Raw genomic sequence first — 16198 nt, 5'->3', positions numbered from 1 at the left:
CGGCTCCGTCGGCGCGCCACGACCCGACCCGATCCCGACCCTCCGGAGGAGAAAACCATGGACGCTGCCGTCGTCATCGCCGGCGCCGGTCCGACCGGCCTGCTGCTCGCCGCCGAACTCGCGCAGGCCGGCGTGCCGGTGGTGGTGCTGGAGCGCGACCCGGAGCCCCGGCTGGCCGCGATGGGCATGGCCATCAACGCCGGCGTGGTGGACCTGCTCGCCGAGCGCGGCCTGATGGAGCGGATCGGCGCCGACGGCCTGCCCTGGCCGCGCGCGCACTTCGCCCAGCTCTGGCTGGATCCCGGCCGGCTGCCCGGTCGGCAGACGTACACCTACCTGCTGCCCCAGGCGAAGCTTGAGGAACACCTGCTCGCGCACGCTGAGAAGCTCGGCGTGGAGATCCGGCGCGGGGTGACGGTACGCGGCGTGCGGCAGGACGCCGACGGCGTGGCCGTGGACACCTCCGCCGGTGCGGTCACCGCCGCCTACCTGGTCGGGTGCGACGGCGCCGACAGCGTCGTCCGGGGCGCCGCCGGGATCACGTTCGAGGGCTCCGAGGTGGCGTTCGACGGCATCGCCGGCGACGTCGAGGTGCCAAACGGCCATCCGTTGTACCAGCAGTTGGGGGCCAACGAGTTCAACAGCGGGCTGTTCTCCGTGGCGCCAAGCGGCGTGGGCCTGCTGCGGGTGGCGACGGGTGAGTTCGGTCGCCGCCCTGCGGACCCGTCCGTGCCGCCGGACGCCGGTGAGCTGCGCGCCGCCGTGCGCCGGCTGATCGGGCAGGACATCGACGTCGGCACGCCGCGCTGGCTGGGCCGGTGGAACTGCGAGACCCGGCAGGCCGACAGGTACCGCGTCGGGCGTGTCCTCGTCGCCGGCGAGGCCGCCCACGTCCACTTCCCGCTCGGTGGCCAGGCGCTGAGCACCAACCTGGAGGACGCCGTCAACCTGGGCTGGAAGCTGGCCGCGGAGCTGGCCGGCTGGGCGCCGGACGGACTGCTCGACAGCTACCACGACGAGCGGCACCCGGCCGGGGCGCGGACCTGCCTGACCACGGCCGCGCAGCTGGCGCTGCTCTACCCGGCCGACCGGGTCGCGCCGCTACGGGCGGTGATGAACGAGCTGATCGAGTTCGACGTGGTGAACGAATACCTGGTGCGGACCGCCGGCGGCCTCAACGTGCGCCACCCCGCCACCGGCTGCGACCACCCGCTCGTCGGTCTCCGGGTGCCAGGCGTGCCGCTGCCGGCCGGGCGCGGCCTGGCCCTGCGGTTCGACCCGTCCGTCCGGCTCGACGTCGACGGCTGGGCCGACCGGGTCGACCTGGTCACCGCCGAGCCGTCCGCCGAGATCCCGGCGGTGGCGCTGCTGGCCCGCCCGGACGGCCGGATCGCCTGGGCCACCGACGGGGCCGACCCGGACGGGCTCGCCGCCGCGCTCGCCACCTGGTTCGGCGCGCCCGCCAGCTCCTGACCCACCACATCGCCAGAAGCGGGGCTCCGGCCGTCACGGCCGGAGCCCCGCTTACTCGCGGTACGGGACGGCCCTCAGCGGGCGGCGCGCAGCCGGGCCGCGCGGACCAGGATGCGCAGGGGCAGCGTGGGGCGTCCGCGCATGCGCTGGATGGACAGCGCCGTCCACGCCATGCTCTCAAGCGTGTGCTTCGGCGCGCCGTGCACGTCGTCGTGGGTGAGCACCCGGAAATCGCGGACGTTGTCCCGCAGCATCAGCAGGTCGTCGCGGGGGATTATCTCGTCACGGGTGCTGGCGACGGCGGCGACCGGGATGCGGAGCGCGGCCAGTTGATCCGCGCTGATCGCCCAGTCGCCCAACCGGTCGAGGGTGGTTCCGGTGAGGTGGCTCAGGGTGTCGGTGGTGACCCGGGGCAGCCGGGCCTGCCACGCCGGGTCGGTGAAGAACGCCCGGATCGGCGCGCCCGCGGTGACGATGCCCCGCAGCCGCTCGTCCCGCACGGCGCAGCGCAGCGCGAGATGGCCGCTGAAGCTGAGCGTGATCGCGTACGTCTGTCGTACGTCCGCCCGGTCGCCGACCGCGTCCAGGAGGCTGGACAGGAAGAGGTGGGCGTCGGCGTCGTAGGGCACGGTGTTGCCGCCGATGCCCGGGATGTCGGCGACCACGGCGGCCAGGCCGAGCCGGCGGAAGACGCCCAGGCGTGGCGCCCACTGCTCCTTCACGGTCAGGTGGCCGCCCATGATCACGACGAGTGGGCGTGGCCGGGTCGAGGACAGGCCGGACTGCCAGCACCGCACCGGGTGGCCCTGGTGCGTGAAGTCGAGCGGGTGCAGGTCCCGCCCGTCCCGCCACCGTTCGAAGGTGTCAGTCGCCCGCTCCGCCGCGCGGGCCCGGGCGGGCCGGTCGGGGTACGGGAAACGGGCCATGATGTGGTGTCGGCTCGCCGGCAGCCACTGGCCGCGCCGTTCGAGGGCCGCCGCCGCCTCCGACCACTGCGCCACCCACGAGCCCGGGCCGTCGCCGTCGTCCTCGATGGCGGCCAGCTTCTCGGTGAGCCGGTCGATGCCCTGACCGCGCGCATGGGCGACGATGTACCGCTTGAGCTCGTCCAGGTCATTCATGGTCGGCCGGAAACTCCTCAAGGGCCTGCTTGAGATCGGCCAGGATGTCGGCCGCCTCGGCGCCGTCGATGGCCCGGTGGTCGAAGGTCAGGGAGAGCCGCATGACCGGGGCGACGACGATCTCGCCGTGGCGTACCACCGGGCGGTCGACGCTGCGGCCCAGGCCGATGGTCAGGGTGGCGCCGCCGACCGAGTGGAAGCCGTCGACCGGGCGGTGCCCGAGCGAGGTCACCGCGAACGTGCCCATGCGCCCGGGGCGTTGCCGCAGCGGCCGGACGGCCAGCCGGTAGAGCAGGGCGCCGAGCGGCATCGGGACCCGGTGCAGCCGGCGGATGGCCGCGAACTCCGGCATGGTGTCGGGGTCGCCGTCGCGGAACCGTTCGACCTGCCGCTGGATGCCGGCGAGGCTGGTCCGTTCGAGATCCGGCAGCACGGCCGAGAGCACGACCCGGTGGCCCGACATCGTCTTGTCGAAGGTGAACTTGCCGCCGACCGTCTGGTAGCGGGCCATCCGCCGACCGCGGAGCGCGACGTTGGCGTCGGGGTGCGCGGCGAGCACCCGGGCCGCGGACCACAACACGTACGTGACGATGGAGTGTTTCGCCGTGCGCCGGTGGGCCAGCACCGCGCTCATGTCGATCTCGGTGTCCAGGAACACCGGTGCGATCTCGCGGATCTGGTCGAGGAAGTAGAGGGTGTGCCGGCGTGGCCGGGGCAGGCCGGTCATTGGTGCGCCGCCGGGACCACCAGCTCGTCGAGCAGGTGCGCGGCCAGCTCGGCCGGGGTCGGGCTGTCGTAGATGAGCGACGGGCTCAACGCCACCCCGGCCTCGTGGATCCGGGCGGTGAGCTCCATCGCCGTGATCGACGACAGCCCCATGTCGAGCAGGTTGTCGTCCGGGCCGATGGCCTCCACCTCGTCGAGCCCGAGCGCGCCGGCGACCTGCCCGCGGATGTAGTCGATCAGCAGTCCGAGCCGTTCCTCCGGGTCGGTGGCCGCGAGCCGGTCCGCGAGCGGAACCTCGTCCGCCCGGTCGGTGGGCGCGGCGTTGCCGGGCGGGACGGCGTCGGTGAGCACGACCGTGGCGGGCGCCGAAGCGGCCCAGCTCAGGCTGCCGGCGACGGCCCGGTCCGGGAGCGGGCGGGGCCCCGGCTGCACCGCGAGCCCCCGTTCGCCGCCGGCCACCCGGTCGAGGGCGGTGAGTTCGCAGTATCGGGTGGTGCCGGCGTCGTCCGGCGGGGCGAACAGGACGAACGCCGACAGCCCGAGCCCGCGGGTCAACTCGTCGAGGTGCCCGACCGCCGCGGCGCCGCCGGGCTCCGCGAGGTGCACCACGGCGTCGACCGGCTCATCGGCCAGCAGGTCGGCCACCGCCGACCGGTCGGCGAGGTCGCAGGCCACGACGCTCACCTTGGCCCCGAGCGCGGTCAGTTCGGCGCGGTCGTCGGCGTGCCCGGCGTTCACCAGGACCAGCTTCGGCGCGCCGTTGGCGGCGAGCCACCGGGCCGCGTGTCCGCCGAGTGCGGTGTCCGCCCCGGTCAGCAGCACGGTGCCGGCAGGCGTCCAACCGGCCCGCGCGGGGGAGGCGGCGGCCACGAGCCGCCGGACCGACAGCCCGGTGTGCCGCAACGCCACAGTCGGTTCGTCGACGGCGCCGGCGAGGACCGCGACAAGCTGCCGCCGCACCACGTCGTCGAGTTCGGCCGGCAGGTCGAGGAGGCGGTACCCGTGCTCCCGGGCCACCCACCAGGCGGTGGCGGCCTCGGCACGCGAACCACGGGCCAGCACCCACCGACCGCCGGGCCCCGAGATGTCGAACGGCTCGGCGGGTACGGCCGGGGCGACTGTCACCTCGGCGCCCGCGTCGCGCAGGACGTCGGCAAGCACCTCGTCGCGGACGATCCAGCCACCTGCCAACCCGCCGCCGACAGGCGGCGCCGGCGCCGGGCTCCAGACGTGGGTGTGCCGCCCGGCGATCCGCCGGCGCATGTCGCCGAGCGCCGGGAGCAGCGCCCGCAGGCCGGTGCGTTCGTCCTCGGTGAGGGAGAGCAACGCTTCGAGGCGGGCGGTGTCCGCGCGTTCGACGGCGGGCCAGAAGTCGTCGTGCGCCGACCCGGCACCCGACGGGCCGGCGGCGTCGAGCCAGAAGGGCCGGCGCTGGAACGCGTAGAACGGAAGCTCCACCGCGGCGGCCGGCTTCGGGCCGAGGACCGTCGCCCAGTCCACGGCGTGGCCGTCGGTGTGCGCCAGCGCGGCGGCGGCGAGCGCGGTGTGCGGTTCCGCCCGTTCGGCGTGCAGCAGCGGCCCGGCGGCGGCGCTCCGGCCGAGCGCCTCACGGACGAAGCCGAGCAGCACCGGGCCGGGGCCGAGTTCGAGGTACGCGGTGGCGCCGAGCTGGTCCAGGGTGGACAACGCCGCGCCGAACCGGACCGGTTCGCGGATCTGCCGGACCCAGTGGCCGGGATCCCGTAGCTGCTCGGCGGTGGCGACGTCGCCGGTGAGCCCGGTGACGACCGGGATCGCCGGCTCGGCGAACGTGAGGTCGGCGATGGCCGCGTGGAACTCGTCCAGGACCGGATCCATGTGGTGCGAGTGGAACGCGTGGCTGACCGTGAGGCGCTTGGTGCGCCGCCCGCGACGGGCGAACCTCTCCGCAAGCGCGGCGACCCGGTCGGCGTCGCCGGAGACGACGGTACGCATCGGGGCGTTGACCGCCGCGATCGAGACGCCGTCGGTGAGTTCGGCGAGCACCTCGTCCTCGGTCGCCTCGACCGCCGTCATGACGCCCCCCGGCGGCGCGGCCTGCATCAACCGGGCCCGGGCGGCGGTGAGGCGGGCCGCGTCGGCGAGGGTCATCACCCCGGCGGCGTGCGCGGCGGCGATCTCACCTACCGAGTGACCGGCCACCGCGTCCGGCCGGACGCCCCACGATTCGAGAAGCCGGAACAACGCCGTCTCCAACGCGAACAGCGCGGTCTGCGTGTAGAGCGTCTCGTCGAGCCGGGCGGCGTCGGCGAACATCACGGTCCGCAGCGGGCGGTCGAGGTGCGGGTCCAGGTGGTCCGCCGCCTCGTCCAGGGCGGCCCGGAAGACGGGATACGTGTCGTAGAGGACCCGTCCGGCACCGACCCGCTGGGCGCCCTGCCCGGTGAAGAGGAAGACAAGCCTGCCGCCGGTTCCGGTCACGCCGCGTACCACGTCGCGTGACTCGGTGCCGGCGGCGAGCGCGGCCAACCCACGGGCGAAGCGCTCCCGGTCGTCGGCGATCACCGCGGCCCGGTGCGGGAAGTGGGTCCGGGTCGTGGCCAGCGCGTGCGCGACCGCCGCCGGGCCGGCGGCGGGCAGACCGGCGCGCAGCCGGTCGGCCTGCGCTTCGAGGGCCGCGTCGGTGCGGCCGGACAGCAGCCACACGTACGGCCCGGCGGGCTCGTCGCCGGCCGACGGCTCGGCGGGCGGTGCCTGCTCGATGATCACATGGGCGTTGGTCCCGCTGATGCCGAACGACGACACCGCGGCCCGGCGGGCCCGGCCGGTGTCCGGCCACGGCTTCGACTCGGTGAGCAGGCGGACCGCGCCGCTGCTCCAGTCCACGTGCGGGCTGGGCGCGTTCACGTGCAACGAGCGCGGAAGCTCTCCGTACCGCATGGCCTGGATCATCTTGATGATCCCGGCCACCCCGGCGGCGGCCTGGGTGTGCCCGATGTTCGACTTGATCGAGCCCAGCCACAGCGGCCGGTCCCGGTCCTGGCGTTGCCCGTAGGTGGCCAGCAGGGCCTGGGCCTCGATCGGGTCACCGAGCACGGTGCCGGTGCCGTGTGCCTCCACCACGTCGATGTCGTCGACGGTGAGCAGGGCGTTGGCCAGGGCCTGGCGGATCAGGCGTTCCTGCGACGGGCCGTTCGGCGCGGTGATGCCGTTGCTCGCGCCGTCCTGGTTGGTGGCCGAACCGCGGATCACGGCGAGCACCCGGTGGCCGTTTGCCTGGGCGTCGCTGAGGCGTTCGAGGAGCACCAGGCCGCAGCCTTCGGACCAGCCGGTGCCGTCGGCGCCGTCGGCGAACGACTTGCACCGCCCGTCCGGGGCGACGCCGCGCTGCCGGCTGAACTCGATGAACACACCAGGCGTGTGCATCACGGTGACGCCGCCGGCGAGGGCCAGCTCGCATTCGCCGTTACGCAGCGCCTGCCCGGCGAGGTGGACGGCGACGAGCGACGACGAGCAGGCGGTGTCGACGGTGACGGCCGGTCCCTCCAGCCCGAACGTGTAGGCGAGCCGGCCGGAGGCGAGGCTGCTGGCGCTGCCGGTGCCGAGCAGGCCCTCCAGGTCGGGCGGAACGTCGTGCATGACCCGCACGCCGTAGTCGTCGTACATCACGCCGGTGTAGACGCCCACCGGCCGGCGGCGCAGATCCGCCGGCACGATGCCGGCGTGCTCGAAGGTCTCCCAGGCCGTCTCCATCAGGAGCCGGTGCTGCGGGTCCATCGCCCGCGCCTCGCGCGGGCCGATGCCGAAGAACGCCGGGTCGAAGTGGTGCGCGTCGTAGAGGAAACCGCCCTCCCGGGCGTACGTCTTGCCGGTGTGCTCCGGGTCCGGGTCGTAGAGGTCGGCGGTCGACCAGCCGCGTTCCTCCGGGAAGCCGGCGATCGCGTCGGACCCGCCGGCGACAAGTCGCCACAGGTCGTCCGGGGTCCGTACGCCACCGGGGTAGCGGCAGGCCATCCCGACGACCGCGATCGGCTCGCGGGCCGCGGCCTCCGTCCGGCGCAGCAGTTCCCGGGTTCGATGCAGGTCGGCGGTCACCCACTTGAGGTAGTCGACCAGCTTCTCCTCGTTGGTCATCGCAGCGTCCACGGCCCTTCTCTGTGGATCGGTGCCGTCACACGGCCGGTTCGGCGTCGAGTTCGCGGACCCGCGCGGCCAGCCCGGCCGGGGTGGGTGCGTCGAAGAGGTCGGCCAGCTTGAGCGGCACACCGATGTCGTCCTGGATCTGCTGGAGCAACTGGGCCCCGGCGAGGGAGTGGCCGCCGCTTGTGAAGAAGTTGGCGTCGGCGTCGACCTCGTCGTGGCCGAGGATGGCGCGCCAGTGCCCGATGAGCCGGGTCACAAGCGGGTCGGCGCCGTCCGGGGCCGGGTCGCCGAGGTCGGGGTGCGACGGCGCGGCGGCGCGTTCCCGGTGGGCGTGCCCGGCCAACTGCTCCAGCCGGGGATAGTCCACCTTCTCGTTGGCGTTGACCGGCAGCGCGTCGACGCGGTGGAACTCCTGCGGAATCGAGGCGTGCGGCAGCTCGGCCCGGGCGTGCTCCCACAGCGTCGCCGAGATGTCCGCGTCCCCGGTGGTCTCCACGAACGCGACCAGGCGGGCGTCGGCGCTGCGGTCGCCCACCGCGACCACCGCGACCGCCCGCACCTCCGGGTGGCTGAGCAGGGCCGCCTCGACCTCGCCGAGCTCGATGCGGTTGCCCCGCAGCTTGATCTGGCGGTCGGACCGGCCGAACAGCTCGATCGTGCCGTCGGACCGCCAGCGCCCGAGGTCGCCGGTGCGGTAGAAGCGGCCGTGCACCGGGTGCGTGCCGAACCGCTCGGCGTTGAGGTCGTCCCGCTCGTGGTAGCCGAGGGCGACGCCGTCGCCGGCGATCCAGACCTCACCGCGGACGCCGACGGGCAGTTGGCGGCCGTCGGCGGCGGCGACACCCAGATAGGTGTTCCAGATCGGGCCGCCGACGTCGAGCCGGTCACCCTCGATCCGGTCGACCCTCGCCCAGGTCGCCCACGTGGTGGTCTCGGTCGGCCCGTACGCGTGGTGCAGCTCGCAGCCGGTGTCCAGCAGCCGGCGGGCGATGTCCACCTGCACGATCTCCGCCCCGGTCACCACGCGCCGTCCGCTGAGCTGGTCGGCGACCTGGTCGAGCACGATCCGCCAGGTGGTCGGGGTGGCCTGGAGGATGTGCGGCTGGTGGCGTTCGATCGCCGCGCGCAGCGCCACGCCGTTGCTGCGGGCCTCGTCGGGGGCGACGGCGATCTGCCCGCCGCTGTAGAGCGGCACGTACATCTCCAGGTTGGCCATGTCGAAGGCGAACGTGGTGAGCCACAGCGTGACGTCGGACCGGGTCGCGTCCAGGATGTCCACATAGTGGGCAGCCGCGTTCGCGATGCTGCGGTGCCGGATCGAGACGCCCTTGGGGCGCCCGGTGGAGCCGGAGGTGTAGATCAGGTAGGCGCGCTCGTCCGGACCGGGTTCGTGCGGGACCGCGGGCAGCGGACCGTCCGGCGGCGCGTCCGTCGTGTGGACGTCGTGCAGCGCCAGGACGGTGACCGGGCGGTCCGGCGCCGCCTCGACCGGGTGGTCGGCGAGCACGACGCTCGCGCCGGAGTCCCGCAGCACGTGCTGCACCCGGTGGTCCGGGTGCTCCGGGTCGACGGGCAGATAGCCGGCCCCGCACAACCAGACGCCGAGCGCGTTGGCGATCAGGGTGGCGTCCCGGGCGGCGGCGATGGCGACGACGTCGCCGGGGCGGACGCCTGCCTCGTGCAGCCGCCGGGCCGCGCCGGCCGCGGCGAACCACAGCTGGCGGTAGGTGACCGAACCGGTCTCGTCGCGGATCGCGACGGCGGTGGGGGTGGCGAGCGCGTGGTGGCGAACGGCGGCGACGACCGTGTCGAACGGGATGTCGTGGGCGGATTCGTTCGCCGCCTCGATGACCGCGTGGTCGGTGGCGGACCAGACGGCCAGCTCACCGGTCGGGGTGTCGACGGTGTCGCCGAACATGGTCAGCAGGGCCTCGTAGCGGTGCAGCAGCGCCACCACGTCGTCCCGGTCCAGCACGTCGGTGGCGAAGCGGGCGACCAGGTCGATGCCGTCGTCCGCCGAGGCGACGAAGAACTCCAGGTCGTACTTGCTGAAGCCGTTGTCGATGACGAGCGGGCGGGCGTCCAGCCCACCGATGCGGAACCGGGCCTGCTGGAGCGGGAAGTAGTTGAACAGGTGCCGGGTGAGCCGCGGGCGCCTGTTGTCGGCGGTACGCGGCACCAGCCGGGCGATGTCCTCCTCCGGGACGACGGCGTTCATCAGCGCGCCGAAGTAGGTGTCCCGGACGCGGCGAACAAGCGTGCGGAAGCTCTCCCGCCTGTCGATCCGGGCGCGGATCGGCAGCACGTTCGTGTGGTGGCCGACCGCGCCGGCGGCCACCTTGCCGCGCACGTTCACCGGCGTGCCGACGGCGAGGTCCGGCCCGGACCCGTGCGCGGCCAGCAGCAACTGGAAGGCGGTGAGCAGGATGACCGCCTCGGGCGCGCGCACCTCCTTCGGCAGCCGCCGGACGATCTCCCTGGTCGACGCGCTGAGCCGGTGGGTGACCTGGTCGCCGCGCAGGCTCGGCTGGTCCGCGTCGGGCGCGCCGCACGCCAGGCCGAGCGCCGCCGGGTCGTATCCGGCCAGCTCGGTGCGCCAGAACTCGACGCTCTCGGCCGGCGGTTCCAGCTCGGTGAACGACGGCACCTCGGCGCGCAGCTCGGCCGGCAACGGCTCCGGCGTGCCGAGCGCGTCGTAGGCGCGGATCAGGTCGGCGAGGATGATAGAGCCGGAGATGATGTCGTAGACGAGATGGTGGAAGGCCAGGCAGACGATGTCGCCGTCGGCGTCCCTGCGCGTCCCGGCCCGCACCAGCGGCCGGCCGTCGAAGGTGAACGGGCGGACGACGAAGACCTGCGGGTCACCGTCCGGCAGCCGCTCCAGCGGCACGTCGAAGTCGCCGGGGGCGACGACCTCCTTCTCCAGCGTCGAGCCGACCGAGTGGTACACCGTGCGCAGCGTCTCGTAGCGGGCGAGGATCGCCCGCAGCGCGGCGGTCAGCCGGGCCTCGTCCAGCCTGCCCTCGACCTGGAACGCCAGGGTCAGGTTGTTCGGCGCGCTGTCCGGAACCAGGCGCTCCAACAGCCACAGGGCGGCTTCCTTCCGGCTGGCCTGGGTCCGTCCCGTCACCGCTGTCGCTGCGATATCCACCCTTGCCTCCCACCCCGGCCGGTGCCGCTGTCGGTCCGAACTGTAGGGACGCTCCCGGCACACCGGGTACCCCTTGACCCGCAGACCGGGGGTGGTCGAGTAGGGGATCGATAGGGGTGCGCGAGGCCGGAGAGGCACCCCGCGCTGACCTAGGCTCGGTCGGCATAGCACACCCGAACGCCCTGACTGGAGCGGAATATGGCGCGAGCTGATGGATGGCGGGTGCTTGCCGAGCCCGACCACGCCGAGCGGGTCATCCTGGCCGTCGACTTCGATGCCACCGGGCGGCCGGAGGCCAGGTTCGCCGATCTGGCGGAACGCCTGACTGTCGACTGCGCGTTCTGGGAGACCACCCCGCCCGGCCCCGACACCGAACGGACCGCGTCCGGGCCGGCGTACATCGAGCACTGGTGGACGGCGTTCCAACGCCGGCCCCGGCCGGTGGCGGCGGTGATGGGATTCTGCGGCGGCGCCGTCTACGCGGCGGCCCTGTCCGAGCGCGTCGCCGCCTGGCAGGGCAGCGAACCGCAGCTACTGCTCTTCGACCCCGAGATCGCGGTGCCGCAGACGCTCGTGTGGCAGTTCCACAAGGTCGTCGGGTACCTCGCCGGGGTGCTGCCGATGGAGGACATCCAGCGCGCCCAGGACGCCGCGCAGGACCTGCACGACCGCGAGTGCAGCATGTCGGAGATGTGCGAGACGCTGTGCCGGCTCACCCTGGAGATGGGTGACGTGGCGTTCGCGCAGGCCGGGCTCAGCAAACCGCTGCGCGACGAGCTGATGGGGACGTTCTGTTCGTTCCTGCGCTACCTCACCGCCGCCGCCGAGCTGGACCCGCTGCCCCGCTGGCGGACGGCGACCGCCTTCCAGTCGGTCACCGAGCTCAGCGGGCTGCACGCCGTGCGTACGTCAGGCATCGGCGGCCCCGGGCCGCTCGTGGGCCGGGAGATCACGGTCGACGACGAGCACGCGAAGCTCCTCGCCAACGACGAGGTGGCGGCCACGGTGTCCGGCCTGCTCGCCGGCGACGGGAGCACCCGGTGAGCCCGGCGTCCGCGGCGACGCGCACCGGCACGCCCTGGCTGCGGCGGTTCCATCCGTGCCAGGACAGCGAGGTCGAACTCTTCTGCTTCCCGCACGCGGGCGGCTCGGCGAGCGCCTACTTCCAGCTCTCGCAGATGGTGGCGCCCCGGGTGCAGGTCTCGGCCGTGCAGTACCCCGGCCGGCAGGACCGCCGCAACGAGCCCCGCATCGACAGCGTCGACGAGTTCGCCGACCGGATGTGCGCCGAACTGCTCGCCCAGCCGGCCCGCCCGTTCGCGATGTTCGGGCACAGCATGGGAGCGGTCATCGCGTACGAGACGGCACAGCGACTGGCCGCGGCCGGCCGGGTGCCGGTCTGGTTCTTCGCCTCCAGCCGTCGCGCCCCGTCCCGCCTGCGGCACACCGACGTGCACCGGCGTGACGACGCGGGCATCGTGGCCGAGCTGCGGTCCCTCGCCGACGGGGAGGTCGGCTGGCTCGCCGACGAGGAGCTGCTCGCGTCGTTCCTGCCGGCGATCCGCAGCGACTACCGGGCCATCGAGACCCATCCGTACCGGCCCGGGCCGCCCCTGCGGTGCCCGGTCACCGCGTTCATGGGCGACCGCGATCCCTACACGACGCCGGACGAGGCCCAGTCGTGGCGCGACCACTGCACCGGGCCGTTCGACCTGCACGTCTTCCCGGGCGGGCACTTCTACCTCGACAAGCACACGGCGCGGGTCGCCGCCCACGTCGGCCGGGTGCTGGGCACCGCGGCCGGGGTGGCGCCGCGCGGGGAGGCGTAGATGCGATACGAACTACTCGGATCGTTGCGGGTGATCGGCCCGGACGGTCCGCAGATGCTCACCGCCCGGAAGATCGAACTGCTGCTCGCCGTGCTGCTGGTCCGCGCGGACCACGTGGTCAGCACCAACCAGCTCATCGGCGAGGTGTGGGGGGAGCGGGCGCCGCACCGGGCGACCGCGGGCCTGCACGTCTACGTGTCGGAGCTGCGCAAGTTCCTGGCCCGGCAGCGGCCCGGCACCGAGACCATCGTCACCCGGTCACCTGGCTACCTGCTGCGGCAGGGCGACGACGAGTTCGACTTCCAGGACTTCCTCGCCCTGGTCGAGGCCGGCCGGGGCTACCACGCCGCCCACCGGTACGAGGAGGGGGCCGAGGTGCTCCAGCGCGCGCTCGCGCTCTGGCGTGGCCCCCTGCTCGGCGAGCCGAGCGACGGCGTCATCGTCGGGAGCTTCGCCGCCTGGCTGGCCGAGGTGCGGATGGAGTGCCTGGAGATCCTGGTCGACGCGCAGCTCGAACTGGGCCAGCACCGCCGGCTCATCGGCCGGCTGCGGCAGTTGGTCGCGGACAGTCCGCTGCACGAGGCGTTCCACCGTCAGCTCATGCTGGCGCTGTACCGGTCGGACCGCACCGCCGACGCGCTCCAGGCGTACCAGCAGGCGCGCGCGACGCTCAACCGGGAACTCGGCCTGGAGCCCTGCCGTGCGCTCCAGGAACTCCAGCACGCGATCCTGGTCGGCGACGAGCGGGTGCTCTCGGCGCGGGTGTAGGCGCCCGCCCCGGTTCACCGGCCCGTCCGGCCCGACTGGTCGTGCGCCTCGCCATCGTGCCGGCCCATCGTGCCGGCCCATCGTGCGCCGGCCCGCTAAAGCCGCGATAAAGCGACCGGGCCGCCGCCCCCTACGACGCGTCGTCGAGGCCGCTCTCGTCCCGGCCCAGCAGTTCGGCGGCAAGCGATGAGCGGCGCTTGACCTTCAGCTTGCGATAGATGCGGGTGAGGTGCTGCTCGACGGTGCTGACCGTGATGTACAGCCGCCCGGAGATCTGCTTGTTGGTGTAGCCGTGCGCGGCGAGCATCGCCACCCGCCGTTCGGCGTCGGTGAGTTCGTCGAGGCAGCGCCCCGCCGGGGTTTCCCGCGGCACCAGCACCGTGGGCTCGGCCGGCGCGGCCGGCTCCACCGTCTTCTCGACCGGCGCGGCCTCGGTCCGGCCGGAGCCGCCGCGCAGCAACTGCAGACCGATGGGTTCCGCGCCGCACTCCTCGGCCAGTTGCGCCGCCCGCCGGATGCGCAGCCGGCCGCGGGTGCCGTCGCCGGCGGCCCGCAACGCGTGCCCCTGGTCGGCGAGCGCGCACGCCAGCTCCAACCGGTCGCCCGCGCTCTCCAGCAGGTCGGCGGCCTCGGACAGCAGCGGACCACGCTGGTGGGCCGGCAGCGTGGCGGCCAGCAGCCGCATCGCGACACCACGGGTACGCGCGTGGTGCCGGGCCGCCTCGTCCTGCCGGCGATCGTCGAGCCGGTCCAACTGGGCGCGGACCAGTTCGGCCGCGGCCGTCCGAGCGCCCAGGTGAAGTTCGACGCGGGCCAGTTCGAGCCGCCACGGCACCAGGCCGTCGGTGTCCATGCCCCACCGGGTCATCAGGCTGCCGCACAGCCGCAGCTCGTTGGCGGCGGTGCGGGCCCGCCCGGTCGCCAGGTGGTGGCGGGCCGCCGCCTGCAGGTACGGCAGGCCGAACGGGGTGCGGAACATCGCCTCCGGCACCGGCTGGGCCAGGTGCTTCTCCGCGTCGTCGAGCCGGCCCGCGGTCGTGGCGGCGTTGACGAGCGTGGCCAGGGGCATGCCGACGGCGACGCCCCACCCGTGCGGCGACACGACGGTGAGCGCCGCGCTCGCGTGGTGCGCGGCGCCGGTCAGCGAACCCAACCGCAGCAGCGCCTCGGCCCGCAGCGCGTGGAAGACCGCCGTCCAGGTCGGCCGGTGCGCGAACGCGTCGTCGGTGGCCAGCTCGTCGAGCCACGCAAGGCTCTTTCCCGGGCAGCCCGCGTAGGTGAGCGCGGCCACCGCCGGGGCGAGCACGGCCGGGTCGACCGATGTCGGGCCGTAGCGGCGCAGCAGCAGATCGGCGGCCTGTGCGGCGTCCGCCGCCCGCCCGGGATCGAGCGCCGCGCCGAGCGCCCCGATCGCGTCGAGGCAGGGGTGTACCGCCGCCGACTCGGCCAGCCCGGGTTCGTCCGGCCGGGCCGGACCGTTCGGGTCGGGACGGGTCAGCGCGAGGAGCATCTCCGCGGTGCGGATGCGGGCCGGTGGCGCGGTGTCCGGCCGTCGCAGCCGCAGCGCCTCCGCGGCGTCCTCGGCGCGGCCCTGCCACAGCAGGTAAGGTACGGCGCTCGCGGCCTCCGAGGCCGGCGCGCCGCGGCGCAGGCGCAGCACGATCTCGTCGAGTTGCGGCGTCGCCGAGCGCGGATTGAGCTGCCAACGGGCGCGCAGCAGCATCATCCGCGCGGCGGCGCGCTGCCGTGAGTCGAGCGGCCCGTGCTGGGCCAACTGGAGGTAGCCGTTCGCCCGGTCGGCCCGCCCTCGCGACAGCTCGTGCTCGGCCGCCTCGTGCAGGGCGGAGACCGCCCAGGTCGCGCCGGCCCATCCGGCCGAGACGAGTTGCCCGGCCACCGCGTCGGGGGAGGCGCTGTGCGCGAACAGGGCGGTGGCCGCCCGGCGGTGCAGGTCCCGCCGTTCCTCGTCCGGAACGGCCGCGAGGATCCGCTCGCTGATCCGCCGATGGCGCAGGCGGTCGCCGTCGGCCAGGCCGGCGCTCTCCAGGATCCGGATGGCCCGGGTGACCGCCTCGGGGACGACGTCGAGCATCTGCCCGATGGTCTCCAGTGGCGCCGGCCGGCCGAGGACTGCGGCGGCGTGGGCCACGGCGCGGATCTGCGGCTCCTGACGGTAGAGGCAGGAGAGCACCGCCTGGTCGAAGGCGTGGCCGGCGAGCCCGGGCGTCGGGGTGTGATCGGCCAGCCAGTCGTCGACGAACGCGCGGGCGAGCAGGGGACTGCCGCCGGTGGTCCGGTACGCCTCGCCGGCGATCTCGTGCGCGGTCGCCGGATCGGTGTGCTCGGCGACCAGCTCGGCCAGTCCCTTCTCCGACAACGGATGCAGCGCGATCCGCGAGAGGTGGGGTGAGCTGAGCAGCTCGGCGCGGAACTCGGGGTGCGCGGGCACTGCCCGGGGTGACTCGGCAAGCACCAGCATGATCGGGGTGCGACGAATGCGTCGTGCCAGGTGCGTGAGGCAGAACAGCGACATCGCGTCGACCTCGTGCAGGCCGTCGATCACGATGCAGAGCGGCGCGACGCCGGCCAGGGCGACCAGCCCGGCGAAGATCGCGCCGAACAGCGCGGTCAGTGCCGGACCGTTCGCCGCGTGTGGGTCGAGCGGGTCGGTCCCGCCGCCGGGCAGTCGCGAGCTGACCGCGAGGATCATCCGGCGAATGCGGTCCGCGACCGCGGTCGGGACGGCGGCGTGCTCGAAGAGTTGTGCGATCGAACCGAACGGGGTGTCGCGCTCGGTGAACGAGCCGCCCGTGCTCAGCGTGCGTCCGCCGGCGGAGTGGACCTCTTCCGCGAACGCCTCCAGCAGGGCCGTCTTGCCGCTGCCGGCCCCACCCGTGACGAGCACCACCTGACCTCGTCCGGCGCGCGTGTCACGCCACGCGCCGGACACCGTACTCAACTGTTCCTGTCGCTCCACAAGTGGCATCGAGCGGGCTTCCCTCCCCCCG

8 protein-coding genes and 1 pseudogene are annotated in these 16198 nt (G+C 74.0%); 4 read left to right on the top strand and 5 right to left on the bottom strand.

Going from position 1 to position 16198, the window contains the following annotated elements:
• Window positions 1-57 precede the first annotated feature (57 nt).
• Window positions 58-1473 carry an FAD-dependent monooxygenase gene (locus tag SM450_RS26680; protein ID WP_474622530.1) on the top strand — a complete coding sequence of 472 codons (1416 nt, stop codon included), beginning with the start codon at window positions 58-60 and terminating at the stop codon, window positions 1471-1473.
• 74 nt (window positions 1474-1547) lie between these two features.
• Here SM450_RS26680 and SM450_RS26675 read toward each other — a convergent pair whose 3' ends face one another.
• The 4 genes and pseudogenes from SM450_RS26675 to SM450_RS26660 all read right to left on the bottom strand — a co-directional run bounded on the left by SM450_RS26675 (window position 1548) and on the right by SM450_RS26660 (window position 10572).
• Window positions 1548-2594, bottom strand: coding sequence for an alpha/beta fold hydrolase (locus SM450_RS26675; protein WP_474622529.1), 1047 nt, complete (start codon window positions 2592-2594; stop codon window positions 1548-1550).
• Complete coding sequence (locus SM450_RS26670) at window positions 2587-3321, bottom strand: 2-oxo acid dehydrogenase subunit E2 (RefSeq protein WP_474622528.1); 735 nt, start codon at window positions 3319-3321, stop codon at window positions 2587-2589. The genes SM450_RS26675 and SM450_RS26670 overlap by 8 nt, the downstream gene beginning before the upstream one ends.
• Window positions 3318-7433 (bottom strand): annotated as a pseudogene (locus SM450_RS26665) (type I polyketide synthase); the annotation flags it as partial. The gene SM450_RS26670 and the pseudogene SM450_RS26665, both read right to left, overlap by 4 nt.
• 37 nt (window positions 7434-7470) lie before the next feature.
• On the bottom strand, window positions 7471-10572 hold the full coding sequence (locus tag SM450_RS26660) for a non-ribosomal peptide synthetase (RefSeq protein WP_474622527.1): 3102 nt from the start codon (window positions 10570-10572) through the stop codon (window positions 7471-7473).
• Between the two features lie 219 nt (window positions 10573-10791).
• Between SM450_RS26660 and SM450_RS26655 the strand changes: the two genes are divergently transcribed.
• Genes SM450_RS26655 through SM450_RS26645 form a run of 3 tightly spaced genes read left to right on the top strand, consistent with a single transcriptional unit; the run spans window position 10792 to window position 13190 of the window.
• The gene (locus SM450_RS26655; protein WP_474622526.1) at window positions 10792-11637 is read left to right on the top strand and encodes a hypothetical protein; all 846 of its coding nucleotides are present in this window, start codon (window positions 10792-10794) and stop codon (window positions 11635-11637) included.
• On the top strand, window positions 11634-12422 hold the full coding sequence (locus tag SM450_RS26650; protein ID WP_474622525.1) for a thioesterase II family protein: 789 nt from the start codon (window positions 11634-11636) through the stop codon (window positions 12420-12422). Before SM450_RS26655 ends, SM450_RS26650 begins: the two co-directional genes overlap by 4 nt.
• Window positions 12423-13190 carry an AfsR/SARP family transcriptional regulator gene (locus SM450_RS26645; protein WP_281583471.1) on the top strand — a complete coding sequence of 256 codons (768 nt, stop codon included), beginning with the start codon at window positions 12423-12425 and terminating at the stop codon, window positions 13188-13190. It abuts the gene before it with no gap.
• Between the two features lie 130 nt (window positions 13191-13320).
• Here the strand turns inward: SM450_RS26645 and SM450_RS26640 are convergent, their stop codons facing one another.
• On the bottom strand, window positions 13321-16176 hold the full coding sequence (locus tag SM450_RS26640) for a helix-turn-helix transcriptional regulator (RefSeq protein ID WP_474622524.1): 2856 nt from the start codon (window positions 16174-16176) through the stop codon (window positions 13321-13323).
• Between the last annotated feature and the right edge of the window lie 22 nt (window positions 16177-16198).

This window comes from Micromonospora marincola, from assembly GCF_056150385.1.
This window is presented reverse-complemented; position numbering and strand designations above follow the sequence as displayed.

Excerpts from the sequence above, each read along its gene's own strand:
- SM450_RS26680 (WP_474622530.1), top strand. The coding sequence starts at position 58 with ATGGACGCTGCCGTCGTCATCGCCGGCGCCGGTCCGACCGGCCTGCTG.
- SM450_RS26670 (WP_474622528.1), bottom strand. The coding sequence starts at position 3,321 with ATGACCGGCCTGCCCCGGCCACGCCGGCACACCCTCTACTTCCTCGAC.
- SM450_RS26655 (WP_474622526.1), top strand. The coding sequence starts at position 10,792 with ATGGCGCGAGCTGATGGATGGCGGGTGCTTGCCGAGCCCGACCACGCC.
- SM450_RS26645 (WP_281583471.1), top strand. The coding sequence starts at position 12,423 with ATGCGATACGAACTACTCGGATCGTTGCGGGTGATCGGCCCGGACGGT.
- SM450_RS26675 (WP_474622529.1), bottom strand. The coding sequence starts at position 2,594 with ATGAATGACCTGGACGAGCTCAAGCGGTACATCGTCGCCCATGCGCGC.
- SM450_RS26640 (WP_474622524.1), bottom strand. The coding sequence starts at position 16,176 with ATGCCACTTGTGGAGCGACAGGAACAGTTGAGTACGGTGTCCGGCGCG.